The sequence below is a fragment of the Paraburkholderia sp. BR14312 genome (genome assembly GCF_040948675.1).
GTDB lineage: Bacteria > Pseudomonadota > Gammaproteobacteria > Burkholderiales > Burkholderiaceae > Paraburkholderia > Paraburkholderia nodosa_A.
In genome coordinates, this window is the sequence record NZ_JBFPKI010000001.1 from 1093667 (window position 1) to 1120338 (window position 26672).

General features: G+C 64.5%; 26 protein-coding genes. 12 read left to right on the forward strand and 14 right to left on the reverse strand.

The genetic code is table 11. The features are described 5' to 3' along the window. Window positions 1-166: 166 nt before the first annotated feature. Window positions 167-478: a high-potential iron-sulfur protein gene (locus AB3X98_RS04950; protein ID WP_028206842.1), complete on the forward strand. Its 312-nt coding sequence runs from the start codon at window positions 167-169 to the stop codon at window positions 476-478. A gap of 319 nt (window positions 479-797) precedes the next feature. On the opposite strand, the gene AB3X98_RS04955 is transcribed toward AB3X98_RS04950, so the two are convergent. Further along, on the reverse strand, window positions 798-2990 hold the full coding sequence (locus AB3X98_RS04955) for a glycoside hydrolase family 28 protein (RefSeq protein ID WP_368604461.1): 2193 nt from the start codon (window positions 2988-2990) through the stop codon (window positions 798-800). Between the two features lie 543 nt (window positions 2991-3533). Here AB3X98_RS04955 and tatA point away from each other — a divergent pair. After that, on the forward strand, window positions 3534-3761 hold the full coding sequence (gene tatA, locus AB3X98_RS04960) for a Sec-independent protein translocase subunit TatA (protein WP_069266688.1): 228 nt from the start codon (window positions 3534-3536) through the stop codon (window positions 3759-3761). On the opposite strand, the gene AB3X98_RS04965 is transcribed toward tatA, so the two are convergent. Next, window positions 3758-4408: an ureidoglycolate lyase gene (locus AB3X98_RS04965; protein WP_368604460.1), complete on the reverse strand. Its 651-nt coding sequence runs from the start codon at window positions 4406-4408 to the stop codon at window positions 3758-3760. The two genes, tatA and AB3X98_RS04965, sit on opposite strands and share 4 nt — an antisense overlap. 146 nt (window positions 4409-4554) lie before the next feature. Here AB3X98_RS04965 and AB3X98_RS04970 point away from each other — a divergent pair, with 146 nt between their 5' ends. Both AB3X98_RS04970 and AB3X98_RS04975 read left to right on the forward strand, forming a co-directional pair. Beyond that, entirely contained in the window at window positions 4555-5424 is an 870-nt protein-coding gene (locus AB3X98_RS04970; protein WP_368610222.1) for a LysR substrate-binding domain-containing protein, read from the forward strand. Between the two features lie 102 nt (window positions 5425-5526). Next, on the forward strand, window positions 5527-5889 hold the full coding sequence (locus AB3X98_RS04975) for a BON domain-containing protein (RefSeq protein WP_069266685.1): 363 nt from the start codon (window positions 5527-5529) through the stop codon (window positions 5887-5889). 62 nt (window positions 5890-5951) lie between these two features. Here the strand turns inward: AB3X98_RS04975 and AB3X98_RS04980 are convergent, their stop codons facing one another. Together AB3X98_RS04980 and AB3X98_RS04985 are read right to left on the reverse strand one after the other, a co-directional pair. After that, a complete protein-coding gene (locus AB3X98_RS04980) occupies window positions 5952-6272 on the reverse strand; it encodes a DoxX family protein (protein ID WP_342948754.1) in 321 nt (106 codons plus the stop codon). A 1-nt stretch (window position 6273) separates the two neighbouring features. After that, on the reverse strand, window positions 6274-6654 hold the full coding sequence (locus AB3X98_RS04985; RefSeq protein ID WP_069266683.1) for a DUF4267 domain-containing protein: 381 nt from the start codon (window positions 6652-6654) through the stop codon (window positions 6274-6276). Window positions 6655-6767: 113 nt separating this feature from the next. Here AB3X98_RS04985 and AB3X98_RS04990 point away from each other — a divergent pair, with 113 nt between their 5' ends. Continuing rightward, the gene (locus tag AB3X98_RS04990; protein WP_368604459.1) at window positions 6768-7364 is read left to right on the forward strand and encodes a TetR/AcrR family transcriptional regulator; all 597 of its coding nucleotides are present in this window, start codon (window positions 6768-6770) and stop codon (window positions 7362-7364) included. 120 nt (window positions 7365-7484) lie between these two features. On the opposite strand, the gene acnB is transcribed toward AB3X98_RS04990, so the two are convergent. Both acnB and AB3X98_RS05000 read right to left on the reverse strand, forming a co-directional pair. After that, complete coding sequence (gene acnB / locus AB3X98_RS04995) at window positions 7485-10070, reverse strand: bifunctional aconitate hydratase 2/2-methylisocitrate dehydratase (RefSeq protein ID WP_368604458.1); 2586 nt, start codon at window positions 10068-10070, stop codon at window positions 7485-7487. A gap of 179 nt (window positions 10071-10249) precedes the next feature. Continuing rightward, window positions 10250-10636 carry a DUF3175 domain-containing protein gene (locus tag AB3X98_RS05000; protein WP_368604457.1) on the reverse strand — a complete coding sequence of 129 codons (387 nt, stop codon included), beginning with the start codon at window positions 10634-10636 and terminating at the stop codon, window positions 10250-10252. A gap of 163 nt (window positions 10637-10799) precedes the next feature. Between AB3X98_RS05000 and AB3X98_RS05005 the strand changes: the two genes are divergently transcribed. Together AB3X98_RS05005 and AB3X98_RS05010 are read left to right on the forward strand one after the other, a co-directional pair. Continuing rightward, complete coding sequence (locus AB3X98_RS05005) at window positions 10800-11090, forward strand: hypothetical protein (protein WP_069266679.1); 291 nt, start codon at window positions 10800-10802, stop codon at window positions 11088-11090. A gap of 418 nt (window positions 11091-11508) precedes the next feature. Beyond that, entirely contained in the window at window positions 11509-11781 is a 273-nt protein-coding gene (locus tag AB3X98_RS05010) for a hypothetical protein (RefSeq protein WP_368604456.1), read from the forward strand. 40 nt (window positions 11782-11821) lie between these two features. Here AB3X98_RS05010 and AB3X98_RS05015 read toward each other — a convergent pair whose 3' ends face one another. The 3 genes from AB3X98_RS05015 to prpR form a co-directional block, all read right to left on the reverse strand. Next, window positions 11822-12652, reverse strand: coding sequence for an alpha/beta hydrolase (locus AB3X98_RS05015; protein ID WP_368604455.1), 831 nt, complete (start codon window positions 12650-12652; stop codon window positions 11822-11824). A gap of 28 nt (window positions 12653-12680) precedes the next feature. Beyond that, window positions 12681-13292 carry a LysE family translocator gene (locus AB3X98_RS05020; protein WP_368604454.1) on the reverse strand — a complete coding sequence of 204 codons (612 nt, stop codon included), beginning with the start codon at window positions 13290-13292 and terminating at the stop codon, window positions 12681-12683. Between the two features lie 75 nt (window positions 13293-13367). After that, window positions 13368-15317: a propionate catabolism operon regulatory protein PrpR gene (gene prpR, locus AB3X98_RS05025; protein WP_368604453.1), complete on the reverse strand. Its 1950-nt coding sequence runs from the start codon at window positions 15315-15317 to the stop codon at window positions 13368-13370. A gap of 197 nt (window positions 15318-15514) precedes the next feature. Here prpR and AB3X98_RS05030 point away from each other — a divergent pair, with 197 nt between their 5' ends. Both AB3X98_RS05030 and AB3X98_RS05035 read left to right on the forward strand, forming a co-directional pair. Then, complete coding sequence (locus AB3X98_RS05030) at window positions 15515-16399, forward strand: oxaloacetate decarboxylase (protein ID WP_069266674.1); 885 nt, start codon at window positions 15515-15517, stop codon at window positions 16397-16399. 43 nt (window positions 16400-16442) lie between these two features. Beyond that, window positions 16443-17768: an MFS transporter gene (locus tag AB3X98_RS05035; protein ID WP_368604452.1), complete on the forward strand. Its 1326-nt coding sequence runs from the start codon at window positions 16443-16445 to the stop codon at window positions 17766-17768. Window positions 17769-17774: 6 nt separating this feature from the next. Here AB3X98_RS05035 and AB3X98_RS05040 read toward each other — a convergent pair whose 3' ends face one another. Next, a complete protein-coding gene (locus tag AB3X98_RS05040; protein ID WP_368604451.1) occupies window positions 17775-18755 on the reverse strand; it encodes a GNAT family N-acetyltransferase in 981 nt (326 codons plus the stop codon). A 162-nt stretch (window positions 18756-18917) separates the two neighbouring features. Here AB3X98_RS05040 and AB3X98_RS05045 point away from each other — a divergent pair, with 162 nt between their 5' ends. After that, window positions 18918-20891 (forward strand): potassium transporter Kup, encoded by a 1974-nt coding sequence (locus AB3X98_RS05045; protein ID WP_368604450.1) that lies wholly within the window; start codon window positions 18918-18920, stop codon window positions 20889-20891. A gap of 21 nt (window positions 20892-20912) precedes the next feature. Here the strand turns inward: AB3X98_RS05045 and AB3X98_RS05050 are convergent, their stop codons facing one another. Continuing rightward, window positions 20913-21467, reverse strand: a complete 555-nt coding sequence (locus tag AB3X98_RS05050; RefSeq protein WP_368604480.1) for a type 1 glutamine amidotransferase domain-containing protein — start codon at window positions 21465-21467, stop codon at window positions 20913-20915. A gap of 222 nt (window positions 21468-21689) precedes the next feature. On the opposite strand from AB3X98_RS05050, the gene AB3X98_RS05055 reads away from it, so the two are divergent. Next, window positions 21690-22070, forward strand: coding sequence for a hypothetical protein (locus AB3X98_RS05055; protein WP_069266670.1), 381 nt, complete (start codon window positions 21690-21692; stop codon window positions 22068-22070). A gap of 117 nt (window positions 22071-22187) precedes the next feature. Here the strand turns inward: AB3X98_RS05055 and AB3X98_RS05060 are convergent, their stop codons facing one another. Both AB3X98_RS05060 and AB3X98_RS05065 read right to left on the reverse strand, forming a co-directional pair. After that, the gene (locus AB3X98_RS05060; protein ID WP_368604449.1) at window positions 22188-23492 is read right to left on the reverse strand and encodes an MFS transporter; all 1305 of its coding nucleotides are present in this window, start codon (window positions 23490-23492) and stop codon (window positions 22188-22190) included. Next, window positions 23489-24679, reverse strand: a complete 1191-nt coding sequence (locus tag AB3X98_RS05065) for a M20 aminoacylase family protein (protein ID WP_069266669.1) — start codon at window positions 24677-24679, stop codon at window positions 23489-23491. Before AB3X98_RS05065 ends, AB3X98_RS05060 begins: the two co-directional genes overlap by 4 nt. A gap of 164 nt (window positions 24680-24843) precedes the next feature. On the opposite strand from AB3X98_RS05065, the gene AB3X98_RS05070 reads away from it, so the two are divergent. Further along, complete coding sequence (locus tag AB3X98_RS05070) at window positions 24844-25797, forward strand: LysR family transcriptional regulator (protein ID WP_256094890.1); 954 nt, start codon at window positions 24844-24846, stop codon at window positions 25795-25797. A 26-nt stretch (window positions 25798-25823) separates the two neighbouring features. On the opposite strand, the gene AB3X98_RS05075 is transcribed toward AB3X98_RS05070, so the two are convergent. Beyond that, on the reverse strand, window positions 25824-26540 hold the full coding sequence (locus tag AB3X98_RS05075; protein ID WP_368604448.1) for a GntR family transcriptional regulator: 717 nt from the start codon (window positions 26538-26540) through the stop codon (window positions 25824-25826). Window positions 26541-26672: the final 132 nt, after the last annotated feature.

Sequence of the window (26672 nt, forward strand, 5' to 3'; positions counted from 1 at the left end):
TGCATAACGAAGTAAATAAGGAAGCATCCGATGCACAATGTTTCGGTTCTTTACAAGACATCGCGAAGTGTTATAAATAAATAGCACACGAAAGAAACACGAACGAATCGGCCAGCCGATCAGCAACCACGAGAGCCGGGTACGTTCCATGCTCAGGAGCCCCACCATGCCGCTTTCCCGTCGTCGCTTCATGATCCTTGCCGCCTCCGTGGCTTCCACGGCGGCGCTTTCCAGCGAATCCCGCGCCGACGCTCCGGTGCTCTCCGAGAGCGATCCGACCGCCATGGCGCTCGGCTACAAAACCGACGCGAGCAAAGTCGACAAGACGAAGTTCCCGCGCTTCCAGGCGGGGCAGACCTGCGCGAACTGCCAGCTGTTTCAGGGCAAGCCGGGCGCGCCGAATGGTCCGTGCGCGACCTATGGCGGCAAGATCGTCGACGCCAAAGGCTGGTGCAATGCCTACGTGAAGAAAGCTTGAGTCATGCCCCGAGAGGGGTATGCTACAAGCCATCGAGCAATGCGTTTCGGGAGGCGCCATGAAGGCGGTGTGCCCGCTGCACGGGCCAACGACCATCGTCGGGACGAACGCATACGGGTTTCCGGTATATGCGTGTTGCCGCGACGACATTCCCTTTGTCATGCCGCCGGACGCCTGTACGCGCGAGCCGGTGGGCTCCGGAAATGAGCCGGCGCCGAAACGCCGGCAACCTCCGGCAGACAAGGAACCACGCTGAAGAAACCGATCGCCGCGCACACGGAACGCGCTTCCCACGCGTTCCGTGTGCGTTGCGTCGATATCAGGTCGCCGGTGCGCTCAGCGACGTGTTGTACGTAGTGCCCGCGATCACCACATTGGTCAGCGTGATGCCGCTCACGTTGCTCGCGAAGACCGGCCCCGGCGCGGCCGTCGCCGATGTCGAAGGCGTGGTCGGTACCGCCCCCGCGCACACCGGGTTGCCGAGGTTGCAGTTCGAGATCGTGACGCCGCTGATCGGACTCACGCTCGGCACCGGCAGTGGACCGTTGTAATCGACCGCTTCGGGGCCCTGCATGACGATCGCCTGGAAGCACGAGTTCGACCCGGCGACGAAGCCCGAGGGCATCGAGTAGGACACCGCCCCCGACACGTTGCTTGCGTTCACGTTCGTGATGTTGATGTTGCTGATCACGGACGGACTCCAGCGCACCGAGTCGCCGGACGGGCTGTAATCGCAGTCGAACGTGATCAGGCCGCCCTGGCCCGTCGACGGGTTCGTCGCGAGACCGGTCGTGCCCGTGCCCGTGATCTTGCTGATCGCAGCCCCCAGCGAGCCGCCGCCGTATTTCCCCGCGAGGTTCACGCCATTGGCGAGCGTCACGCCGTTGATCCAGACGTTGTTGATGAAGCCGCCGCGATTCATGTTGCTCTTGAAGCGCAGCGCGATATTGAGCGGGTTGCTCGCCCAGTTCTCGTTTTGCATCGTCAGGTTGCGGGCGTAGACGTTGCGCACGCCCGCGCTCATTTCGCTGCCGATCGTCAGGCCGCCGTGGCCGCTTTGCATCGTGCAGTTCTGCACGACGATGTTCTGCATCGGGCCGTACCCGGTGTCGAGATACTTGCCGGACTTGATCGCGATGCAGTCGTCGCCGGTGTTGAACTGAACGTTTTGCACCAGCACGTGATTGCACGCGTCCGGATCGAAACCGTCGTTGTTCGGTCCGACGCTATCGGCAAACACGCCGTCGATGACCACGTTCGTGCAATCGGTGGGATGGTGCTGCCAGAAGGGCGTGTTCTGCGTGTGGTAGTTCTGCAGATAGACGTTGGTGCAGCCGATGAACTCGATCATGCACGGACGCAGATAGTGACCGTTGCCGAATATGCGGTTCTCGACGGGCACGCGCAGCTCGGACAGCGCGGGCAGATAGTTCTGGTCCTGGTTCCAGCCCGTGCCCGTGAGGAGGGTCATCAGCGACGTCGTCACGCCGTACGGGTTCGTAAAGGAGACGTTCGCCTGCGGGTTCTGGATCTGGCCAGCGGGGAGGCTCGTTAGCGCGACGTTGTTCGGATTCACATAGGCCTGAGAAGGCGTCGATGAACCGGCGCAGCCGTAGGTGTTGCTGCTTCCCTTGTAGGTCCACCAGCACGAGGTCGGCGGCTGGGTGCTCAACTGCATCGGCGTCATCGCCTGACCGTTCAGCACGCAGGTGTTGTCGTCGGCGGTCACGGCGACGTTGGTCTGGCGGAAGGCATAAATCGGCGAGCCGAAATTCAGGCAGTCGTTCGCCTGCCAGCGCGTGTGGTACAGATTGCCGTTGGCCGTCTTGTACGGGCCGTTTTTCGCATAGTCCGCAGGATTCGGGCTGAAATAGATCGTGCAGCCCGATTCCAGGTGGAGGTTCACATGGCTCAGCAACACGATCGGACCGCCGCAGTACCAGTTGCCGGCCGGCACCACCACGCGGCCGCCACCGGCGCGGCTCGCGTCGACAATCGCGGCATTGATCGCCGTGCATGAGTCGTATTGCGTGCCCGTGTAGTCGCACGGCACCATCACGCCCGAGCCGGGGCTCTGCAGATCGCTGGTCGGATGCGCGGTCTGTTCCGTGCCGCCCGTCACCCATGGAATCTTGCCGCCCGGCCACGCGGTCGACGTAATCAGCGCGGTGGGCGGCAGTGTGCGCGCACCGTAGCTCGTCACGTGAAAGTCGGCGCGCGAGAACAGCGACCGATCGACATGGGCAAGTCTCCTGATGATCGCCGTGGCCTGGCCGTCCGGGCCCCAGATCGGGTCGCCGGCGGCGTGCCCGGGCGGCTGCGGAATCTTGCCTCCGAATGCGGCAGGCGTGGGAAATATGGAATCGGCTGCTGCCGCTGCGCGGCTGGCGGCGAGGAGGCTTGCGCCTGCGGACGCGCCGGCGAAGGCCATGAACGCGCGCCGTTTGGGCGAGGCGGGCGCATGGTTGCGGGCTGTTGAGGGCTGGGGATCGTCCTGGTCATATATTGCCATTTGATTCGTTCTCCTATGTTGTCTCGCTGGATTGTTTTGCTGAAGAAAGCGTGGCTCGACTACGGCGGCGATTGGGCGGCGATTGGGCGGCGATTGGGCCGCGTGGCGACGCTAATGCGAACGGGAGAGGCACGGTTACAGCGGCGAGATCGAACAGGAGCGGCTGACTCGATCACCATGGATATTGTTGTCAGACGACATGGAAATCGTCAATCAGATTTATCCAGGGGGTGTACCTGGGTCTATGGGATATGCCTTGTGCCTGCGGATAGCTTACGGTTTCGTAAATTTGTCAGACGAGCGGGGCGTCGCCGGTGGGAACATTAAACGCTTCTCTGGAACCGCGCCCTCTTTGTATAGGCGTGTATCTACGGGGCGCATGCGTACATGCGCATACAAAACCGCCGTTCAAGGAAACGAGCGAGACACATCGGCGCGTTCCAATACGCCTGCGGAACATCGGGCGATACGCCGGGTCGGGCCGCAAGGTTCATTCATTCGTCGCAAGCGACGCGCGCGACGGCAAAGAGAGGATTTTCAGTTATGGGTTCGTTGAGCATCTGGCATTGGATGATCGTCCTGCTGATCGTGGCACTGGTTTTCGGTACGAACAAGCTACGGAACATCGGAGGCGATCTGGGCGTCGCGGTGAAGGGATTCAAGGAAGGCATGGCGCAAGGCGAAACGCCTGAGCGGCAGCATGCATTGCAGCAAAGCGATGCCGTCGATACGGAAGCAAAGGACGTGACCCGCTCGAGCAACGCACGCTAGTCACGCGCGATGGCGGCCTCGAGCAGACAGCCAAACTCCGATGCGAATTCGACCGAGACGCGTGCATGCACGGCGCCTTGTTTGTCGAAGAATCGCTGAGTCCCGTCGAGCGTGAACACGCCTTCGTGCCAGATGTTGGGGTGGATATAGAGACCCTGGCGTCCGTCGAAGCGGAAGCACACGAACCTCTCCGGCGTAATATCGTCGCCCGGCAATGCCAGCGGAACATAGAATGGGCGACGATCGAGCGGAAAGAACAGTTGCCCGCCGTCGGGGTGATAGTTCGCATGCCATAACAACATGCGTTCCGGTACGGTAGCGCTGTCTTCGCGTGCGTCGTCTGGCTGCGTTGCGTACGCGAGAACATAATTGCCGCCAACCGCTTCGTTGCGCCCGTAGAGAATGTCGCCGCGCCATTCGCTGACGAACGTGCCTTCGGTCGTGCCCGCTTCATCGCCGGTTCCCGGGTCGATCGGTCTAGACCCCAGGGCGGGCCACTGGACGATTTCCACCTGGCAGGCGTGCGGGTCGTCCACCAGCTTGCCATAGCCGTTCAGCGTTGCCGGAGTCGCGTCGACCACGGGCATCGCCACTCGCCGCAGGCCTCGCGGGAGGGCGGGATTGAGGTAGTCGATCTCTATGCTCATTTCGAATCTCCCCAGACTTATAAGAGGGCGGGCGGCTAGCCACGACCGCAACGGCACCGAGCTTAGAGTGCGTACCTGTGGCAGTCAAATTAATGCCGGTGCTATATTTTCGCATTGAGATTGATGGGGCGAGGTTCAAGGTGGCGATGCGCTATTTCCAGCTCAGGGCGTTCGATGCAGTCGTGCGCGAGGGCGGTTTTTCGAAGGCGGCGAATCTTCTCGGTCTGATGCAGCCGGCCATCACGGCGCAGATCCGCAATCTCGAAGAGGATTGCAAGCAGGCGCTCTTTATCCGCACGAATGAGGGCGTTCAACCCACCGATGCCGCTAAGCCGCTCTTTGAATTGACCCGCCAGATGTTTGCGGCGGAAGAGCAGATCGAGGACATGGTGAGCCGGGCGACGAGGTTCCAGCACGGCAGCCTCAAACTCGCCGCCGACGGGCCACAGGTGGTGCTTCAGGTGGTGGCCGCCTTTCGTGCGCAATACCCCGATATCGAAATTTCAGTCTCGTTCGGAAGTCAGCGCGAGGTCTGGGATGATCTGCTCGCGTATCGGGTCGACGCGGTGGTCATCGGCAATGCCAGGAGCGATGCGCGTGTGGCGTCGATCCCCGTCGCGCGTCAGGGCATGCGGGTGCTCGTACCGGGGCATCATCCGCTCGCCGCGGCCAAAAGCGTGTCGCTCGGCGATCTCGCGGCGTATGCCGTGATTCGCCGGGAGGCGGGTTCCAATACCCAGCGTCTGGTCGACGAAGCCTTGCGAGGCGCAGGGATTTCGCTCCCGACGGCGATGAAACTCGGTAGCCGCGAGGCCGTTCTGGAAGCGGTCCGGAAAGGCCTCGGCATCGGATTCGTGCTCGAGCGCGAGATTCCCGAGGGCGCGCATTGCGTCGCCATCCCGGTGGAGGAGCTGCGCGACTGCAATATCGATTCGGTGGCCTGCCTTCACAGCCAACGCAAGCGAGGCATCGTGCAGACCTTCCTGGGCGTGGCGGCGGCATCAGCGGTCGTATAGTGCGACGGCGCGATGCGAGCGCCTTCGGAGCGGGTGTTTGCGTGGAGGTGCAATATGGACGGCGGCCGGCGCGTCCCTGCGCGGCAATGTCAGGAGTAGGTCATGAAATCGAATCTGCGATGCGCCGTGTTTGCGTCTTTTCTGTTGACCGCCGCTGGCGTGGCGCATGCCCAAACGGAAAATGCGCCAACGGACGCGTCGATGGCGCCGGGCACGACCCAGGCGGCGCCCAGCGAGAAGAAGGCGGACCGCGCGCTTGCCCGTGCCGTGCGACGTGCGTTGTCGAGGGCGCAGGGATTCAACGTGTCCGGCGTTTTCGTTCGCGCGCGCAGCGGCGCTGTGACGCTGAGCGGCACGGTTCGCACCGGCGACCAGATTCGCCAGGCGGAAGAGGTTGCGCGTTCGGTGCAAGGCGTGAATTCGGTGTCGAACAAGCTAACGCTCTTTCACGGCGGCAACGGCTGAGTCCCCCGCGTTGGCATTCGCGCGCTGATTGTGCCGGATGTGCAGATCAGCGCGCGGCCCTTTCAAGCCGGGATTCCTGCGAGCGCGATCACGACGACAAAGACACCAAGCGGCACAAGGTGCGAGAAGTCGCGATGACGCAGAACGGTCAAAACCGCTGCCGCAATGATTAGCGCCCCGAGCGCCAGCCCAATCATGCGAGTTGCCGGTAGCGCAATCAGAACGGCGGATAGCATTTCCAGTGCGCCGGTCAAACGGCCCCACCAGCGCGGGTAACCCCACCGGGCGTAATCGCTTTGCGATGCGGACGTGCCAATCGCGTTGAATAGACCGGCGCCAAAGAAGCCGGCGGCGAGAAGCCAGATCGAAACCGTGTGGATCATTTCAGCGCCCTCCCATCATCATCGAAATTGCGGTGAGGACCATCAGCACGGCCGTTGCGCCATGCATGCCGAAGGCGCTTTTGGTGGAGCCTTTCGCGGCAAGAATGAGCAGCATGTCGCCAATGGGGATGACGGCTTCCACGAGCAGGACGATGCCGATCCCAAGTGGCGTGCCCAACACCATGAACGCCAGGACCGCCAGTCCCGACGCAATGTCGCGCACGCCCTTGAGGCGAAGCCACCAGGCTGTATTGGCGCCGTTTTCTGGAAGCGGCAGACCGAAACTGCGAGTCGCAGACATTGGCCTGACAAGATATTGGGTGCCGATCGCGATAATCGCGAGGGCGAGGAACAGCGCCAGTCCGAACGAAAGCCAATGCATTGCTGTGTCCTGTGCTTCGTGGTGTAGTGACGGAATATAATCTAGCAATGCTAGATTTTCAAGCTTCCGTATCATCACGGGCATGTGGACTATTCGGGGCAGGAGGTGAAAAGTTGAGTATCGCCGAGCGCAAGGGCAGGCAACGGGCCGAGCGCGAGTCCCGCATTGTCGCGGCAGCGCGCCTGATTGCAGAGCGCGACGGATGGGATGCCGTCACGGTTCGCCGCCTCGCCGAAGAGATCGAATATAGCCAGCCGGTCCTGTACTCGCATTTCGAGAACAGGGATGCGATCGTTTCAGCCGTTGCACTCGAGGGCTTTCAGGAACTCACGGTGGCACTTCGGGAAGCGGCGCATGGAGCGGCGGGGCAAGAAAACGCCCTCGAGCGTGTCGCCATGGCCTATCTTGGCTTTGCCGTGCGGTGTCCCGCGCTCTACGAGGCGATGTTCACGCTCCCGACCGATCTGCGGTTTGCAGATGCTGAGACCCGACCGGAACTGCGGGCCGGTTTCGAAGCGATCGCGTCGGTCGTCGCGCCGTTCAGTGCCGATGTCGAAAACGTGTCCGAGACCTTTTGGGCAGCCCTGCACGGGCTCGCCGAACTCGAACGTTCAGGCCGAATCCGGCCCGGTGCGCGGGTCGAACGCATCATGCTGGTCGTCCGGGCGGTCATTGCTGCCCGAAACAGCTCGCTCGACTCCCACTCATAAGCCAGCACCTCGGCGAACCAAATAAAAATGGCGCCGCAGGCATTCAGCCTGCGGCGCCATTGTCCGGCGCTACGGCGCAGATCTGGAACAACAGTCCCGCGCCGTACTCCAGCATCACACTTACATCGTCACCGTATCGGCCACTTCCTTGAAGTCGGCGATCTGGTCGAAGTTCATGTATTGGTAGATCTTGTCGCCGTTGGCGTTGAGCACGCCCATATCGGCCATGTACTCTTCCTTGGTCGGGATCTTGCCCAGACGCGAGCAGATCGCCGCCAGTTCCGCCGAGCCGAGGTACACGTTCGTGTTCTTGCCCAGACGGTTCGGGAAGTTACGCGTCGAGGTCGACATGACCGTTGCACCTTCGCGCACCTGTGCCTGGTTACCCATGCACAGCGAGCAGCCCGGCATTTCGGTACGCGCGCCAGCCGTGCCGAACACGCCGTAGTGGCCTTCTTCGGTCAGCTGCTTCTGGTCCATCTTGGTCGGCGGCGCGACCCACAGCTTGACCGGAATGTCGCGCTTGCCTTCGAGCAGCTTCGACGCGGCACGGAAGTGACCGATGTTGGTCATGCACGAGCCGATGAACACTTCGTCGATCTTGGCGCCGGCAACGTCCGACAGCGTCTTCACGTCGTCCGGATCGTTCGGGCAGGCCACGATCGGCTCATGCACGTCGGCCAGGTCGATTTCGATGACGGCGGCGTACTCGGCGTCCGCATCCGGTTGCAGCAGTTGCGGGTCGGCCAGCCACGCTTCCATCGCCTTGATGCGGCGCTGCAGGCTGCGCGGGTCCTGGTAGCCCTGGGCGATCATCCACTTCAGCAGCGTGATGTTGCTGTTGAGGTATTCGATGATCGGTTCCTTGTTCAGATGCACCGTGCAACCGGCGGCCGAACGTTCAGCGGAAGCATCCGACAGTTCGAACGCTTGCTCGACCTTCAGGTCGGGCAGACCTTCGATTTCGAGAATGCGGCCCGAGAAGATGTTCTTCTTGCCTTGCTTGGCAACCGTCAGCGAGCCTTGCTTGATCGCCCACAGCGGGATGGCGTTCACGAGGTCACGCAGCGTGACGCCCGGCTGCATCTTGCCCTTGAAGCGCACGAGCACCGATTCCGGCATGTCCAGCGGCATCGTGCCGGTGGCCGCCGCGAAGGCGACCAGACCCGAGCCCGCCGGGAAGCTGATGCCGATCGGGAAGCGCGTGTGCGAGTCGCCGCCGGTGCCGACGGTGTCGGGCAGCAGCATGCGGTTCAGCCACGAGTGGATCACACCGTCGCCCGGACGCAGCGCGATACCGCCACGGTTGCTGATGAAGTTCGGCAGCGTCTGGTGCGTCTTCACGTCCACCGGCTTCGGATAAGCGGCGGTGTGGCAGAACGACTGCATGACGAGGTCGGCCGAGAAGCCGAGGCACGCCAGGTCCTTCAGTTCGTCGCGGGTCATCGGACCGGTCGTATCTTGCGAGCCGACCGAGGTCATCTTCGGTTCGCAGTACGTGCCCGGGCGCACGCCCTGGCCTTCCGGCAGACCGCATGCGCGGCCAACCATCTTCTGCGCGAGCGAGAAGCCCTTGCCGGTATCGGCCGGGTTTTGCGGCAGGCGGAACAGCGTCGACGGCGCGAGGCCCAGCGCTTCACGCGCCTTGGCGGTCAGGCCGCGGCCGATGATCAGCGGAATGCGGCCGCCGGCGCGCACTTCGTCGAACAGCACGTCGGACTTGACCTGGAATTCGGCGATGACTGCGCCGTTCTTGAGCGCACGGCCTTCGTACGGGCGCAGTTCGACCACGTCGCCCATTTCCATTTGCGACACGTCGAGTTCGATCGGCAGGGCGCCGGCGTCTTCCATCGTGTTGTAGAAGATCGGGGCGATCTTGCCGCCGAGGCACACGCCGCCGAAGCGCTTGTTGGGGATGAAGGGGATGTCTTCGCCCGTGAACCACAGCACCGAGTTGGTGGCCGACTTGCGCGAGGAGCCCGTGCCGACCACGTCGCCCACGTAGGCGACCAGGTGGCCCTTTTCCTTCAGCGATTCGATGAACCTGACCGGGCCGCGCTTGCCGTCTTCTTCCGGCGTGATGCCGGGACGCGCGTTCTTCAGCATCGCCAGCGCGTGCAGCGGGATGTCCGGGCGGGTGGTCGCGTCCGGGGCCGGCGAGAGGTCGTCGGTGTTGGTTTCGCCCGTCACCTTGAACACGGTGATGGTCAGGCTTTGCGGCACTTCCGGGCGGCTCGTGAACCATTCGGCGTCGGCCCAGCTTTGCAGCACTGCCTTGGCGTTGGCGTTGCCGTTGTCGGCCAGTTCCTTGACGTCATGGAACTGGTCGAACATCAGCAGGGTTTTCTTCAGCGCTTCAGCAGCCACGGTGCCCACTTCGGCGTCGGAGAGCAGCGCGATCAGCGGGGCGATGTTGTAGCCCCCCAGCATCGTGCCGAGCAGTTCGGTCGCGCGAGCGCGCGAGATCAGTGCGCAGGCGGTTTCGCCCTTGGCCACGGCGGCCAGGAACCCGGCCTTCACACGGGCGGCTTCGTCGACGCCTGCCGGCACGCGGTTGGTGATCAGGTCGAGCAGCGTCTGCTCTTCGCCAGCGGGAGGATTCGTCAGCAGTTCCACCAGTTCGGCGGTCTGCTGAGCCGTGAGCGGCAGGGGGGGAATGCCGAGCGCGGCGCGCGCGGCTACGTGAGCGCGAAAGTTTTCAAGCATTGGGGGACCTACTGGTATTGCGTTTGAAGGCGAAGGCTTTTCAGGCACTCCGAGGCTTTTCCAGGCACTGCTTTGGCCGGGATTTTAAGCGCAATACGATATAACGTCAAATGTCTTATGTCTTATATAAGAGTTGGTCGCAAAGCCGATGCCCCCGTGAAAAAGCCTGAAATTTTCGCTCAGGGCTTGCGGCCAAACGCTTCCCGAAGCTTTCCCTTGGCTTTCGCGAGCGTGTCGCGCCGCGACTTGGGCAGGTTTCTGCCTGCGCGGTTGATGTAGAAGTTCAGCATCGACATGGCCGACTGAAATGGCGTGCCCTTGCGCCGCCGGCTGTGCAGCGACGACTCCTTGAGCGAGAGGGCGATCGCTTCGGCGCTGCCGGACTTGAATACGCCGGACTCGATGTCCATGGCGTCGCTCGTCTCGTTCACGTGCTTCGACCATTTTTTCGGGGCGCCGCTCGTGGCGCGTTTCGTGTGCGCTTTCGCGGCGCTCGCGTGGGCATGACGCTGCCGCGCGGGGCGCCCGCCCTTGCGTCGCGTAGCAGGATGCTGGCTCGTGCTCATGACTTCTCCCTCTCCATCAGACGACTCACCCGCTGCGCAAATGCAATACCGCCCGCAAGGGAAGTCAGGCCCGGCACGCCCTATGCGGCGCCGCGGGTGTGGACGCGCGCGGCGTGAGGTTAGCGGCAGGTGCGCGTCGAACCGGCAAGGGAGGCAGTCGATCATGAAGTCAACTCCACGCTATCAAGTGAACGTCTGCGGAGGCGATTTCCAGCATGTCCGGGAATGTTTTCGCGAATGGAAAACCGAAACGCTTATCTACCGCAAGGACCAGAAGATGTTCGAGGGACGCAACGAAGTGCGTCCGCTGGAAAAGCGCGACTACGACAACACGGAACAGGCGCGCAAGGCGCTGCAGAACGCCTGCAGTCCGCATGACCGCTATGCGCTGGCTGCCGAAGTGAGCAATGGCGAGCGCGATATGTGGATCGTGATGGCGGCTTATCGGGAATGAAGCCTTTCGGGAATGCAGGATGAGCGCAGGACCGGCGCAATACGCAGCGCGCCAGCGAAAAGGTGAATGGTGGGACAGACGGGAAGCGGGGTAGAAGAATTACAAGCGTGGCGCGCGGAATTGCAATTGGCGCGCACAAGGGAGGGATCGGATGAAAAGCACTGCGAAATCGGGTGCCAATCTGGACAGGCCGCGCGCCCGTTTGTGGCTCCATTCGTGGCCGCGTGTTTGGCTGCTCGGCGCGGCCGCACTGGCGCTTGGCTGTACGGCTTGCAAACGTGCAGACGAAGGGGCGCGCCCGCAAACCCAGGATTCTTCGAGTAGCCAGATGTCGGCGCCAGCCGGCGCGCAACCGACGCCGGCGAGCGGTCCGAAATCATGAACAGGATGCCTCGCATCCACACCCTTTAAGGAGCGGATGATGGGTCTTTCAACCCAAAACCCCAGGCCGGACGAGGCCAGCGCAACCGACGACGAACTCGCCGCCGGCAAGCAGCCGACGCAGGAGAAACCCCCACGGGGTGCGCCGGGCAGCTTCGATCAACCGGAACCACGGCCTGAGTTCATGCCGCGCGAGGGCGGGCCGCATCCGGAGCAGACGGCCGAGGTGCCGCTCGGCCATCACGGCCGGGCGGAGCCGCCGGGGTCGTTCGGACACAACAGCGCGCCCGTGAAAAGAAAGGGCGGTTAGAGGTGCAAGCAGAGGTGGGATGCCCGGCGCGGAAAGCCCGCTAAGGCGCCAGCATCCACGCCGTGATGCCGTGCGCGACTTCGCTTTCGATGCCGTTGAAGCCGTGATACGCGTACGCCCCGCACGGGTCGCCCCGCGAAGTTCCGCCGGAGACGAGCATCAGCTTCGTTCCCGGTGATTGCGTGAGCTTCTGCATGAGCGTGTCCGTTTCGGACACCGGACACACCTTGCAGGCGTCGTCCTTGTTGTGCACCACGAGCACGGGAATTTTGAGTGCCGAGAGCTTCATGCCCGTGACCGGGTCGCCGCCCCGATTTTCGCGCAGGATGGTCGAGGTGAGTACGATGCCGTTCGGGCCAGCGCTGGGGTTGCTGTCATTCGCAAGAGCAATCGCGATGGCCGCGACCGACTGCGTGCCGCGGCTCGTGCCGACGAGCCAGACCGGCACGTGTAATTGTTCACGCAACCATGCGATCACGGCGCGAGCGTCCTCGGCATGTTCCGGCGTGAGGCGAAAACCGTCCAGGTAGGGCGGTGATTGCCGGTCGCTCGGCGCGTCGATGACTGCCACAGCAACGCCGTCGCCCACGAACAGCATGCGGCTGCGCACGAGAAAATTGTTGGCGCCCCAGCCGAAGTTTCCCTGCGGGTCCAGTTGCAGGCCGCCATGCCCGCCCGCGTAAAGTATCGCGGCCGCCTTCGGCGCTGCGGGCGCAATGAAAAGGAAGCGTTGGGTGACGCCGGGCCTCGTGGGTATGTCGACGACCTTGGGCGCGCTTTGCGCGCGGGCCGGCAAGGACGACGCCGCGAGCACGAACGCCAGCGTCAATGCCGACGCCAGCGGCGCGGCGCGCAGCCATTGCGAAGCCATGCGCACGCTCATGGCCGCGTGACCCGGCTCAGCGCCCCGCGAGCATGCGCCCGCCGAGCCCGATCAGCACGACGCCCACCACCGAGTCGAGCGCGGCTTTGCGCCGGACGAGGAAGTGGCGCACCGTGGGATGCGAGGCGAGCAGGGCCATCGAGCAATACCAGGCGCACGAGATGAGGATCGCGATCACGACGACCGCCACTTCGAGCCAGCGCGGCGCGGCAGCGGGCACCATCAACGCGAAAATGCTGCCGTAGAACGCAATGGCCTTGGGATTCGTCATGCTGACGACGTAGCCCTTCTTCGCGGCGGCCCAACCCGAAGCGCCCGCCTGCGCGGCAACCTGCAAGGGCTGTCGTGCGGTGAGGAGCATCTTCGCGCCGAGCCAGATCAGGTAGGCCGCGCCTGCGATGCGCAGCCCGGTGCCGATCCAGGCCACATGGGAGACGATCAGGCTTAGGCCCGCGATGGCGATCCATGCCCATGTGCCGGACGCGGCGGCGAGACCGAGGCCGGTCGCGAGGCCCGCGCGCCGCGAGGCCACCGCCGTGCAGGTGACGATGACGAAGTTCGGCCCCGGGCTGGCGACGCTCAGCAACAGGACGCCCGAAAGCGCGAGCAGGACATTGAAATAGTTCACGAAGGCAGGTTCCCCGGCAGGTTCGATGCGCCCTCAATCGGCGCATCGTGGAGGTTGTCATGATACTCCGTGCGCTCACGCGCCCTTCATCAAGCGCCAAAGCGTCGTGCGGCCTATGCCGAGCGCGCGGCTGGCGGCTGCGCGATTGCCGCCGTGCGCGGTGAGTGCGCGCTCGACGTCTTCCCGCGTGACCGGCCTGGCGGCGTCGCGCCGCGCGCCGTTCGAGGCAATCGCCGCGCGCCGCGGCGCATCGTTCTGCGCGAATTCCGGGAATACATCGTATAACGAAATATCCGCGGACGCGTCGCCGGTTTCGTCGGCGAGGAAGATGGCCGCGCGCGCGAGCAGATTCTCGAGCTCGCGCACATTCCCGGGCCACGAATATCTCGCGAAGTATGGTGCGAACAGCGTGAGCACGCGCTCGATCGCGGCGGCACGCAAGGCGTAGCGATCGGCCATACGTTCGAGCAGATGGCGCGCGAGCGCGGCAATGTCCTCCCGGCGTTCGCGCAAGGGCGGCAACGGAATATGCAGCAGATTGAGCCGGAAATACAGGTCGGCGCGGAAGGCGCCTTCCTGCACCAGCGCGCGCAAGTCGCGGTGCGTGGCGGCAATCACGCGCACGTCAACGGGCGTAGCGCGGCTGGCGCCCAGTTTCATCACCTCGCGCTCCTGGAGCACGCGCAGCAGGCGGCTTTGCAGCGCGGGCGGCATCTCGCCAATTTCGTCGAGAAAGATCGTGCCCGTATGCGCGATTTCGACGAGGCCCGGTTTGCCGCCGCGCCGCGCGCCCGTGAACGCGCCTTCCTCGTGGCCGAACAGCTCGCTTTCGATCAGCCCCTCGGGCAGCGCCGCGCAGTTGAAGGCAACGAATGGATTGCCGCGCCGGCGGCTCGCGTTATGGATGCCCTGCGCGACGAGTTCCTTGCCCGTGCCGCTTTCGCCCGTGAGGAGCACGGTGGCGTCGTGCGCGGCGCTCATGGCCGCGAGGCGCTGCACGCGCGCCATGGCGGGCGCAACGCCGACCAGGTCGTCCAGTTCGTAGCGCGCCACGAGGTGCCGCGGCCGCTGGGTCGTGCGCAGCGACCGGTCGATGCGCTGCGCGACGAGCGCATCCTGCGCCGTGACCACCGCGCCCGAGCGCGCACCTTGCTCGACGATCGGCACGCAGCTCACGATCAGCGAGCGGCCGCCGATCTGCTCGATGCGTTCATCGACCGCCGCATCGCCGCCGGCCACTTCGTGCAGTAGCGGGCCCACCGAGCGGACCAGTTGCGCGCTCACATCGCGCGCGCGGTCGAGACCGAGCAGATCGAGCATGGCTGGATTGACCGCTTCGAGCTGACCGGCTTCGTCGAAAGCGGCCACGCCGTCGCGCAGGTGCGCGACGATCGTGTTCAGGCGCACGCGCTTGGACTCCTTCTGGCGGCTCACGCGGGCCAGTTCCACGGAGCGCTCGAATGCCTCGCGCACCGCGCCCAGCGAGTACAGGAACACGCTTTCGAGCCCCGCCGCCTGGGCGAGATCGCAAGCCATGCCGGGGCCGATGATGACGCGGCAGCCCTCGGCGGCGAGCGCCGTGACGGCGTCGTGCACTTCGTCCACCGTGCGATAGGCGCACTGCGTGAGCCGCAGGTTGAGCCACGCGCCGAGGTCGGCGAGTTCGTGCGAGACGCTCTCGTGCAGGATCAGCCCGATCGGCGCGCCGGGCCAGGTGGCGTTCGCGTGCGTGATGCCGGCCAGCACATCGAAGCCGTTCACCTTCACCATGACCACGGGCACGCTCAGGTTGTCGCGCAGGTACGCGCCGTTGGACCCGGCGGCGAGCACCACGTCGACGGTGCCGGCTTCGATATAGGGCTGCAGCGCCGTGACGGCGTCGCCATAGCCTTCGCGCACGTTGAAGAAGCGCGCCTCGCTGGCATAGCGCGGCGCAACGGTTTCGCAGAGATTGCGCAGCCGGCTGATGCTCACGAGCGCGATGCTCGGGCGGCTGGCGGCCTGGGACAGGCTGGAGGGAGGCACGGCGCAATCCTTGGTACGGAATTGGGTGTTCGGAAACGTTTCATGAAACGTTCCATAGATTGTGGCATGAAACACCGGTCGTACGCTGGGGTTGCCTAAAGTATTGTTTTATATGGTTTGCGCCCAGTTTCCGCTCGTTGGCACACGTCGTGCGATTGTCTGAGCCATCTCAAAACCCACTGAACGGAGTCATCGCGATGACCACTTCCACTGCAGCACGCCGCGCCGCGTTCCGCGCCAAGGTCAACGAGCGCCGCGGCCTGCTCGTGCCGGGCGCCTTCAACGCCATGAGCGCCCGCGTGATCGAGGACGCCGGCTTCGAAGCGCTCTACCTCACGGGCGCGGGCGTCACAAACATGTCGTTCGGCCTGCCCGATCTCGGCTTCATCGGCTTGAGCGACATTGCCGAGCACACGGCGCGCGTGCGCGACGCGGTCAACCTGCCGCTCATCGTCGATGCCGACACGGGCTTCGGCAACGCGCTCAATGTGCGCCAGACCGTGCGCACGCTCGAGCGCAGCGGCGCCGACGCGATCCAGTTCGAAGACCAGGTGATGCCGAAGAAGTGCGGCCACTTCGCTAACAAGGAAGTGATCGGCGCGAGCGAGATGGTGGGCAAGATCCGCGCCGCCGTGGATGCGCGCGAAGATGGCAACCTGCTCATCATGGCGCGCACCGACGCGGCCGCCGTGCACGGCATCGAAGACGCGATCGCGCGCGGCCACGCGTTCATCGAGGCGGGCGCGGACATTCTCTTTATCGAAGCCACGGAAAAGCTCGAAGACATCGAGCGCCTGCCCAAACTCATCGACGCGCCGCAACTCATCAACATCGTGATTGGCGGCAAGACGCCGGTGCAGTCGCGCGAGGCGCTGGCGGGCCTTGGCTACGCGCTGGTGCTGTACGCGAACGCGGCGCTGCAGGGCGCCGTGGTCGGCATGCAGCGCGCGCTCGGGCAATTGCGCACGAACGGCCGGCTCGACGAAGACGCGACGATCGTCGCGCCGTTCGCCGAGCGTCAGCGCCTCGTGAACAAGCCGCTCTTCGACCGGCTCGATCGCGAGTACGCACCGAAGGACTGAACGCCACAGCGCACAATTTGCAAAACAAGAGGAGGAGACACGCATGTCGAACGACACGGATTTCGGAGTCCGAATCGAAAACCAGCCGGCAGAAACAGCACCGATCGCGCGGCCGCGCATCCGTTCGATCGTCGGGGGCCTGGCCGGCAACCTGATCGAGTGGTACGACTTTCTGGCGTACAGCATCTTTTCGATTTACTTCGCGAAGTCGTTTTTCCCGAGCGACAAGCCGACCGTGCAGCTCATGAACACGGCGGCCATCGCGGCCGTGGGTTACGTTGCGAGGCCGCTCGGCAGCTGGCTCGTGGGCTTCTACGCCGACCGCCACGGGCGCAAGTCGGCTCTCACGTGGTCGGTCACGGCCATGTGCATCGGCTCGCTGATGATCGCGCTCACGCCCGGCTACGCGAGCATCGGGGTGCTCGCGCCTGTCGTGCTGATCGCGGCGCGCCTGCTCCAGGGCCTGAGCATGGGCGGCGAGTACGGCACCAGTGCGACTTACCTCAGCGAGATCGCGCCCGCCAACCGGCGCGGCTTCTATCTTGGCTTTTTGCAGGTGAGCGTGGTGGCCGGCCAACTCGTTGCGCTCGCACTCATGCTCGTCATGCAGAACCTGCTGATGACGGCCGGGCAGATCGAGCGTTGGGGCTGGCGCGTGCCGTTTCTGCTGGGTGGCGCGCTCGCGCTGTTCGCGCTTTATATGCGCCGCAACGTGACGGAGACCGAAGCGTTCGAGCGTGGCCGGCGTGAGGCCGGTCCGCCCGTGCTCAAGCAACTGCTGTTGCACTGGCGGCAGATTCTGCTCGCTATCGGCATGACTGTGGGCGGCACGGTGGGCTTCTATACGTTCACGATTTACATGCAGAAGTACCTCGTGAACACCGTGGGCCTTTCGAAGGAGATGTCGACGCTCGTCTCCACCGGCGCGCTGCTGCTGTATATGCCGCTCCAGCCGCTCTTCGGGCTCGCCTCCGACGTGTTCGGCCGCCGCCCGGTGCTGATCTGCTTTGGCCTGTCGACCACGCTGTTTTCCGTGCCGCTTTTCACGGCGCTCAGTCACACGCGGGATCCGCTGGTGGCGTTCCTGTTGTCGTTCGCCGGCCTCGTGATGTTGAGCGGATTCACCTCGGTGCACATGCTCGCGAAAACGGAGCTGTTCCCTACGCGCATCCGCGCGCTCGCGGTGGGACTGCCGTACGCGCTCACCACGGCGATTCTCGGCGGCACGACGGAGTTTGTCGCGCTGCGCTTCAAGGCGAGCGGCCACGAGCAGTACTTTTACTGGTACGTCACGGCCTGCGCGGCGATTTCGCTGATCGTGTATCTGCGCATGCCGGAAACGCGCGGGCGCCCGGCGAGTTCCGCGTGATGCGAGTCAATCGGCACGGCGCCTCACGAAGCGCTGCTCCGTGACCTTCGTGCCCCACTGGTCGCCTTCGGACGCCTGCGCGAGGTGAAAGCCGAACGACTGGTACAGATGCCGCGCGGCGTCGAGGCCCTTGAAGGTCCACAGGTAGGTCTCGGCGTAGTGCGCATCGACGAACTGCATCGCGTTGGTCATCAACTGCCGGCCGATGCCGGTACCGCGCAGTGAGTCGTCGACGATGAACCAGCGCAGGTGAGCGACACCTGCCTTGCCGCTCTCGTTCCCGTCGATGGCAAGCGAAGCGAGGACGCGATCGCGCTCCACCGCGAGCCAGAGCGCCTTGCCAACGGCTGGCAAGGCGCCGGTGAAGTCGGCGAGTTCCGTGGCCACCTTCTTCTCGAAGTACGAGCCGAAGCCCCAGTTCGCGGCGTAGAACCGCGCGTGCAGGCTCGCAATGTCGCCAATGCAGCCGGGCCGGTAGCCTTCCACGATCTGCACGCCCGCCGCCGGCGCTGTTGCGCGGGTCTCGTTGGGGTTGTCGTGCGCGAGCGCGTCGGCGTAGAGCGCGAGCGCACGCACGAGCGTCTGCTGGTCGGCAGGAACGAGCCTGCGCAGCGCATTGGAAACCTGATCCGTGGCGAAGCGGTCGATCTTCGCGCGCAGCTTCTGGCCTGCCGCGCTCAGGGTCAACTCGGTAGAGCGCGCGTCATCGTCGGCGGTCTTGCGTTTGACGAGACCGGCCGCCTCGAGCCGCGCGACCTGGCGGCTCGTGTTCGACTTGTCGAGCCGCAGGATGTCGCCGAGCGCCCGTGCATTGATGCCCGGCTGCGCGCCGATCTCGATGATGGCGTATACGGCGGATGGGGCGAGATCGCTGTCGGCGAGCGTGGTGCGCATGAAGCCCAGCTCGCGCACGAGCCGCCGCGAGAACTCGCGCAGTTCGAGGATGGTCGTCTCGCGAGGCTGCGCGGGCACGTCGACAAAATCCATGATGGTCTCCGTTATGGTCTGCACGGTCTTCATGCAAATGGTTGCGACTCGCAACCATTTGGACTCAATATAGGCGTGCCCGACGGATAAGGCAAGTTCGCCACGCGGCCGGGAAATCGCCGTTCGACCCTTCCATTGGCTCAGGCGCCAGAGGAACGCCAATTGCGAGAGGCCAAAGTCTCCACCGAACGCCGCGCAGCCATGCTCAAGGAACGCCTCAACCCGTACGGAAACGCGCCGAAAGAGCAGGCGCGCAAGCAGGACGACGACGCCGGCCAGCGCGCACTGGTGCTCGGCTCGCTCGGCGTGGTGTTCGGCGACATCGGCACGAGCCCAATCTACGCGCTGCGCGAAGCCGTGCAGACGGCGCATTCCTCGGCCCAGCCGGTGGTGATGGGCGTGCTCTCCATGATCCTGTGGGCGGTGCTGATCGTGGTCGTGCTCAAGTACGCCTGCTTCGTCATGCGCGCCGACAACGAGGGTGAGGGCGGCATCGTTGCGCTCACGGCGCTGGTGTGCGCCGGATTCGCGAAGGCGGGGCGGCCCGCGCCGCGTCTGCTCGTGCTCGCGGGTCTCGTCGGTGCGGCGATGTTTTACGGCGACTCGATGATCACGCCTGCCATTTCGGTGCTTTCCGCGGTGGAAGGGCTCAAGGAAATCAATCCCGCATTCGACAGCGCCGTGCTGCCGGTTTCATTGGCGATTCTGGTGGCGCTCTTCCTGTTCCAGGCGCGCGGCACCGCCGTGGTCGGGCGCACCTTCGGGCCCGTCATGGCGCTCTGGTTCCTGAGCCTCGGCGCGGTGGGCGTTTATCACATCGTGCTCTATCCGGCGATTCTCGCCGCGGCGTCGCCGGTCTGGGCCGTGCGGCTCGCGCTCGCGCATCCGGGGCTCGCCTTCGGCGTGCTCGCTGCCGTAATTCTTGCGTTGACGGGCGCCGAGGCGCTCTACGCCGACATTGGCCACTTCGGCACGCGCTCCATTCGCATTGCGTTCTTTTGCGTCGTGCTGCCGGCGATCGTCGCGGGCTATTTCGGCCAGGCCGCGACCGTGCTGTTCGAGCCGGGCGGCGCCAGCCAGCCGTTCTTTCGCTCGATGCCGCATTGGGCGCTCATTCCGGCGGTCGGCATCGCCATGCTTGCCACTATCATCGCTTCGCAAGCGGTGATCTCGGGCGCGTTTTCCATGACGAGCCAGGCCATCGAGTTGGGCTTCCTGCCGCGCATGCGCACGATCGAAACCTCGAGCACGCGGCGCGGCCAGATCTATGTTCCGGCAGTCAACGCGGGTTTGCTCGTGGCCGTGGTGTTTCTCGTGCTGTTCTTTCGCAGCTCCGAGCGGCTCACGTCCGCGTATGGCCTCGCCGTGGCGATGACGATGGTGACCACGTCGATGCAAATGCTATCTGTATGTCGCGAAGTATGGGGCTGGCCGCGCGTCGCCACATGGCTGGCATGTGTGCCGCTGCTGATCGTGGACGGCATGCTGCTTGCCGCGAGCTTGCCGAAAATTCCCACCGGTGGCTGGTTCCCGGTTTCCGTGGGCGCATTGCTGTTCATCATGATGAGTACCTGGCACCGTGGCCGCGAACTGGAGGCGCGTCATGCGGCACGCGGCGAATCGGTGGACGTCTTTTTGCGTGGTATCTGCACTGCCGATCCGAAGCCGCCTCGCGTGCCGGGCACGGCCGTGTATCCGGGCAACGCACCCGGCATGACGCCGGCCGCGCTCGCGAGCAACGTGCGCCACAATCACGTCCTGCATCGCACGGTGATCGTGTTCGCCAATGTTTCGGAGTCCGCACCGCAGGCTGACGATGAAACGCGCATCGAAGCGCGCGACCTCGGCGCGGGTTGCTGGGAGATCGTCGCGCATCATGGCTTCGTCGAGCGGCCCAATCTGCCGCGGCTTTTGGCATCGCTGCAAGGCAGGTTGGGCGATTGGCGTTTCGACCCGCAACAGACCACGTTCTACTTGCCGCGCGACGAGGTGCTGCGCGAGCAAGCCCAGCAGGACGTGAGCCGCTGGCGTGCGCGGCTCTTCGCGTTCATGTCGTACCACTGCACTTCGAGCGCCGAGTATTACGGTCTGGCTCCCGCGCATGTGGTCGAGCTGGGCGTGCAGGTGGCGCTGTGAGCATGACGCCGGCCGGCGCCGTCATGCCGTGCCCGCCGCCGCCGAAAGGGTGGAGATGATCTCGGCGTTGAAGGCAGGTATATCGTCGGGCTTGCGGCTCGTAATGAAGTTGCCGTCGTGGACCATGGTCTCGTCGACCCACTTGCCGCCCGCATTGCGGATATCGTCCTGAAGCGAGGGCCAGCTCGTCATGGTGTGTCCCTTGACGATACCAGCTGAGACCGGCAGCCAACCACCATGGCAGATCACGGCAATCGTCTTATGCGCGTCGTTGGCCGCACGCACGAACGCCTGCGCCTCCGGAATCAGGCGGATGGCATCAGAGTTCACCACGCCGCCGGGCAATACGACCGCGTCGTAGTCATCCGCCTTCGCGCTGCCGAAGGTGCGGTCCACCTTGATCTTGCTGCCTTTGTCGACGTGACGAAAACCCTGAATTTCACCGCTTTTCTGCGATATCACGTCCACGTGCGCCCCCGCTTCCTTCAATGCGCGGCGCGGCTCGGTAAGTTCGACTTCCTCGAATCCGTCCATGGCAAGGATTGCGACCTTGCAGTTGTCGAGCAGATTGGCCATTGCGATTTCCTCCTTGAGTGAGACCGTCTGAGACCGTTTGCAACCAATCTCAACTGTAGCAAGGCGGATGCCGCGCGGTGCGTGAAACCTCGAATCAGAGCAAACGGCGCGCAGCCGGATTCGACTCTGCGGCGGCATGGCGCTTGCGGAACAACGGTCAGGCGTGGTGCGCCGCCGGTTCGCCACGTAGCAGTTCCATCCACAATCCTCAAGGAGAGCGAAATGAATGGATCGATCAAACAATTGCTGGCTGGGGTCATCATCGCAACGTGTTCGGCAGCGGCGCTCGCGCAGGGCGCAGGCGGGGGAGCCGGCGGGGGAGCCGGTGGCGCCGGCGGCGGTAGCAATGGTGTCGGCGCGGGCGGCGGCACGACGGGCGCGGCGGGCATCAATACGGCGCGTCCGCCGGGCAGCACCGCAGGCACCCGTTATAACAATAGCGGCTATGGCGCGCCCGGCACTACAGCGACCGGCGGCGGCCAGGGAACGGGGACTGGCGCGGCGCCTGCGCCTGCCACGGGAACCCCTCAAAGCATGCCGTATAACAACGACAACGGTAACGGCAATGGCGGGATGAGCACGCAGCCTGGCGGAAGCCAATAAGGGCGCGGTAGGTAGTCAAACTGGCTAAAGAAGAAGAATCGGGGTGTAGTGCGAAGGGCGAGCGACGCAGCGTGCGTCGCCCGCCCTTTTTAGGGCTGCATCTTGTCAGGCGAGCGGTCAGTCGATCTGCTTGTTGCCGGTTTCCTCGAACATTGAAACGGCGATGAGCGAAATCAGCACGCAGCCGATCATGTACCACGCGGGCGCCATCTTGTTGCCCGTCACATGGATGAGCCAGCCGGCCACGAGCTGAGCCGTGCCGCCGAACACGGAAACCGCAATCGCGTATGCACTCGACATATAGCCTGCCCGCAGATGTTTCGGAAAGTTTTCCGGCATCAGCGCGTAAGCGGGCGCAGAGCCCATCGTATAGCAGAGCATGAGCACGACGAGCGCGGCGAGCACGACCGGCAGCGACGGAAAGTGCGTCATGAACCAGAACGCCGGATAGAGCAGCAGGATCAACGCGACGCGTCCGATCACCGTGAGCGGCTTGCGGCGGCCCATGCGGTCCGACCACGCGCCGTAGATCGGGCACATCACGAGCGAGATCGTGCTGGACGCCACGCCCGCGAGGATCGACATTTTGGGTGGCAGTCCCAGGTACTGGATGCAGTAGGTCGGCATGTAGTACATCATCACGTAGGTCGAAACCGACATGCCCATGATCGCGAAGATCGTGAGAAACCAGTTGCGCACGTACAGGCCGCGCTTCGGGTCGTCGCGGTCCGCGATCACGCGCTGCGCGGGCGGCTCTTCGCGAATGTGCCGGCGCAGATAGATGCCGACCGGCGCGATGAGCGTGCCGAGCAAGAACGGAATGCGCCATCCCCAGCTATGCATCGTTTCCGCGGAGAGCAGAAAGCCGAGGCTCGCCGCGAGGCCCGAGCCGAGCAGCGCCGCCGCGCCCTGGCTCGCGAGCTGCCAGCTCGCGCGAAACCCGCGGCTTGCCTGGCCGCCCATTTCGAGGAGGGTGGCGGTGGCCGCGCCGAACTCGCCGCCCTGCGCGAAACCCTGGACGAGGCGGGCAACCACGATCAAGAGCGGCGCGGCCAGGCCGATCTGCGCATAGGTCGGTGCAAGACCGATGGACGCGGAATCCACCGCCATCAGCAGGATGGTGAGCGTGAGCGCCGGCTTGCGGCCCGCGCGGTCCGCGTAGCGGCCGAGCACGATGCCGCCGAGCGGGCGCATCACGAAACCCACGGCGAACACCGCGAACGCGAGCAAGAGCGACGTGACCTGGCTGTCGGCCGGAAAGAACTGATGGCCGATCGTGAGCGCGAAATAGCTATAGACCGTGAAGTCGAAGAATTCGAGCAGGTTGCCGATCACCGCCGCGAGAACGATCTTGCGCTGGTAGCCCGGCGAGAGCGGCGCTTCTTCGGCTGTTTCCAGAAGCGGTTCGGTGGCGGCGTTCATGCACGCTCCTTGCTGAGGAAGCGTTCGACGAGGCGCGTCCAGAACGCTGCGCCAATGGTCAGATTGTCGTCGTTGAAGTCGTAGCGCGCATTGTGCAGCATCGGGCGGCCTTCGCCATTGCCAAGGCGTACGAAACAACCGGGCCGCTGCTGCAGGTAGTACGCGAAGTCCTCGCTGCCGGCGATCGGCGGGAAGGGCGCGATGACGTGCTCCGGCCCGACCAGTTCCTCGGCGACCTGGCGTGCGAATTCGGTTTCGGCTTCGCTGTTGATCAGCACCGGATAACCGCGGATGAATTCGATGTCCACCGTCGCACCGTAGCTTTGCGCCTGCGCTTGCACGAGCGCGCGAATGCGTGCCTCGAGCGTCGCGCGCACCTCGGGCGAGAACGAGCGCACGCTCATTTCGAGCACGGCGTCTTCGGGGATCACGTTCGGCGCGTGGCCCGAACGGAACGCGCCGACGGTCACGACCGCGGCTTCGTTGGGGTCGACGTTGCGCGACACCACCGACTGCAGGGCCATCACGATGCTGCTGCCCACGAGCACCGGGTCGACGGCCAGATGCGGGCGCGCCGCGTGGCCGCCCTTGCCGTGAACGCGCAGCTTGACGGTGTCGCACGCGGCCATGAGCGGGCCGGCGCGAAAGCCGAAGGTGCCGGTGGGCACGCCCGGATGATTGTGCAGCCCGAAGATGGCTTCGCAGGGGAAGCGCTCGAACAGGCCGTCGGCGATCATGCGCTCGGCGCCGCTGTCCGAACCGGCTTCCTCGGCGGGCTGAAAAATCAGGTGGACGGTGCCGTCGAAATTGCGCGTTTTCGCGAGCTGGCGCGCGGCGCCGAGCAGCACGGTAGTGTGGCCGTCGTGGCCGCACGCGTGCATCTTGCCCGCGTGGATGCTCGCGTAGTCGAGGCCGGTCAGCTCCTGGACCGGCAGGGCGTCCATGTCGGCGCGCACGCCTACGGTGCGCGTGCTCGTGCCGGCCTTGAGCGCCGCCACGACGCCGTGCCCGCCCACATGGCGCGTGACTTCGTAGCCCCAGGACTCGAGCTTGTCGGCGACGAAACACGACGTGTCGGCTTCCTCGTACGACAGCTCGGGGTGCTTGTGGAGGTGATGACGGATTTCGTCGAGTTCCGATCGGGCTTCGGCCAGGTCGGCGACTTCGCAGTAGTGGTGCTCGCTCACGGGGACTCCCCTTATTGGAATGGGTTTTGGGCAAAAGCCAAAGGCCGAGTATTGCATCGACGAAAAACTCGACCCATGACGGAAAAGCACCGAAAATGTTGACTTATAGTCAACGATAGATTGTCGCGGCGCAGCATGGCAAGGCGCGCGGAAGGAGCAATGCAGTGCGGGGAAAGGCAGATTGGGAAGATGCGGCGCGAGGCGCGATCGACGAGATCGGCGAGCGCCCGCTGCGCTATCTGGCCGAAATCGCAGCCGCAGGCGGCGTGCGCATGGCCGCCGAGGCGCTCGGCATCAACGCCTCGGTCATCAGCAGGCAGGTGGCGGCGCTGGAGCGCCGGTTGCGCTTTCCGCTGATCGAGCGGCGCGGGCGCAGTGTGGCCGTGACCGAGATCGGTCAGGTGCTGGTGGACCACTATCGCGACGGGCAGCGCCGTCAGCGCGATCTGGCCGCGCGCCTGGAGGAGTACCGGCACCTGCGGCGCGGCCGCGTGGCGCTGGGTGTGGGCGAGGGCTTCATCGGCAATCTGATCGCGCGGGCGTTGCAGCGTTTTTCGATGACGTACCCGGACATTCTCGTGGAGATTCGCTCGGGGCCGACGCCGGTCGTGCTGTCGCTCGTGCGCGACGACGTCGTCGATATCGGCCTGTGCACACGCACCTCCGACGACCCTGCCATGCGCATTCATCCCTTCGCGTCGCGGCCGCTTTGCGCGCTCGTCGCACCCTCGCACCGCTTTGCGAAGATGCACAAGGTGGCGCCCGCCGAACTCGCCAGCGAGCGCCTGATCTTCATGACCGAGTCGTTCGGTGTGCAGCACTTCGTGCAGTCGCTGTTCGAAGATGCGCGTCTGAACGTGATGCCGGCGTATCGCGTGGATCTGTTCAACACGGCGCAGACGCTCGCGGCCGCTGGTCTTGGCGTGGCGTTCATGTCGTCGATCACGGCGCGCCGCGGCATCGATCTGGGCGAATTGGTGGCCGTGCCGATCGATCATCCGATCGCGGCGGGCTTTTCGAGCCAGATGGTCACACGCGTGGGCCGCAGGCTCTCACCTGCTGCCGATCACCTGAGGAAGCAGCTTGCGCAGAGTTTTCTGGAGTCGGCGGCGAAGTAGTCGAAAGACGTGGCGCGAGCGGCGATTTAGTTGCCGGTGTCCTGCACCGACGGCGTATCCCCAATCCGCAACACCGCATCGCGTTTGGCGAGCAAATGCTGCCGCAGTATCGCCGCGAGCCGCTTGCCGTCGCGCGCATCGAGCGCCGCCAGCATTTCGCCGTGCTCATGGATCGCGCGGTCCCACTTGGCGGTTTCGAAGTTCGAGCGGAACCGCAGCGCCTGCAAACGGCGATTCACCGCGATATACGTCTGCCGCAGCGCCGAATTGCGCGCCGCTTCGTTGATCTTGTCGTGAATCGCCTGATTGCGGCTGTAGTAACCGGCCAGATCGTTCTGCGCGCGGCAGGCGAGCATCGCGTAGTGCAGCGCCTTGATCTCGGCGATCTCAGCCGCGGTGATCCGCTCGCAAGCCAGTTCGCCTGAAAACGCTTCGAGTCCGCTCATGAGTTCGAAGGTCTCGCGCAGTTCCGCCTCCGACATCTTCGAGACCGAGGCGCCGCGATTCGGCGAAATCTCGATCAGCCCTTCGGACGCGAGCACCTTCAGCGCCTCGCGCAGCGGTGTGCGCGAAATGCCCAGCGTTTCGCACAGCTCGCGCTCGTTGAGCTTGCGCCCGGCCTCGAGCGCGCCTTCCACGATGAACCGCCGCAGATGGTCGACGACGGTGTCATGGAGTTGCTGGCGCGGAATGGGCGGCAGTTCCGGGCTGGTCGCAGAGGGGTTCAGGTTCGGGTTTTGCATGCAAAAGGCATTTCCATCGATTTCCAGCGAATTCTAGCCCAAGGACAGGACCCCAAAGAAGCTAGCTGTGCCTGGGGTAAACCACGTCAGAATTGTCTGTCTGCACATGAACTGGCTGGATTATAGTTTTTT

Bases quoted from the DNA above. Each gene is read 5' to 3' on its own strand.
- AB3X98_RS04985 (WP_069266683.1), bottom strand. From the start codon at position 6,654: ATGCATTGGCTTTCGTTCGGACTGGCGCTGTTCCTCGCCCTCGCGATT.
- AB3X98_RS05030 (WP_069266674.1), top strand. From the start codon at position 15,515: ATGACCACTTCCACTGCAGCACGCCGCGCCGCGTTCCGCGCCAAGGTC.
- acnB (WP_368604458.1), bottom strand. From the start codon at position 10,070: ATGCTTGAAAACTTTCGCGCTCACGTAGCCGCGCGCGCCGCGCTCGGC.
- AB3X98_RS04965 (WP_368604460.1), bottom strand. From the start codon at position 4,408: ATGAGCATAGAGATCGACTACCTCAATCCCGCCCTCCCGCGAGGCCTG.
- tatA (WP_069266688.1), top strand. From the start codon at position 3,534: ATGGGTTCGTTGAGCATCTGGCATTGGATGATCGTCCTGCTGATCGTG.
- AB3X98_RS04970 (WP_368610222.1), top strand. From the start codon at position 4,555: ATGCGCTATTTCCAGCTCAGGGCGTTCGATGCAGTCGTGCGCGAGGGC.
- AB3X98_RS04980 (WP_342948754.1), bottom strand. From the start codon at position 6,272: ATGATCCACACGGTTTCGATCTGGCTTCTCGCCGCCGGCTTCTTTGGC.
- AB3X98_RS05005 (WP_069266679.1), top strand. From the start codon at position 10,800: ATGAAGTCAACTCCACGCTATCAAGTGAACGTCTGCGGAGGCGATTTC.
- AB3X98_RS05015 (WP_368604455.1), bottom strand. From the start codon at position 12,652: ATGGCTTCGCAATGGCTGCGCGCCGCGCCGCTGGCGTCGGCATTGACG.
- AB3X98_RS05000 (WP_368604457.1), bottom strand. From the start codon at position 10,636: ATGAGCACGAGCCAGCATCCTGCTACGCGACGCAAGGGCGGGCGCCCC.
- AB3X98_RS05055 (WP_069266670.1), top strand. From the start codon at position 21,690: ATGAATGGATCGATCAAACAATTGCTGGCTGGGGTCATCATCGCAACG.
- AB3X98_RS05050 (WP_368604480.1), bottom strand. From the start codon at position 21,467: ATGGCCAATCTGCTCGACAACTGCAAGGTCGCAATCCTTGCCATGGAC.
- AB3X98_RS04955 (WP_368604461.1), bottom strand. From the start codon at position 2,990: ATGGCAATATATGACCAGGACGATCCCCAGCCCTCAACAGCCCGCAAC.
- AB3X98_RS05010 (WP_368604456.1), top strand. From the start codon at position 11,509: ATGATGGGTCTTTCAACCCAAAACCCCAGGCCGGACGAGGCCAGCGCA.
- AB3X98_RS05040 (WP_368604451.1), bottom strand. From the start codon at position 18,755: ATGGATTTTGTCGACGTGCCCGCGCAGCCTCGCGAGACGACCATCCTC.
- AB3X98_RS05060 (WP_368604449.1), bottom strand. From the start codon at position 23,492: ATGAACGCCGCCACCGAACCGCTTCTGGAAACAGCCGAAGAAGCGCCG.
- AB3X98_RS04975 (WP_069266685.1), top strand. From the start codon at position 5,527: ATGAAATCGAATCTGCGATGCGCCGTGTTTGCGTCTTTTCTGTTGACC.
- AB3X98_RS04950 (WP_028206842.1), top strand. From the start codon at position 167: ATGCCGCTTTCCCGTCGTCGCTTCATGATCCTTGCCGCCTCCGTGGCT.
- AB3X98_RS05075 (WP_368604448.1), bottom strand. From the start codon at position 26,540: ATGCAAAACCCGAACCTGAACCCCTCTGCGACCAGCCCGGAACTGCCG.
- AB3X98_RS05035 (WP_368604452.1), top strand. From the start codon at position 16,443: ATGTCGAACGACACGGATTTCGGAGTCCGAATCGAAAACCAGCCGGCA.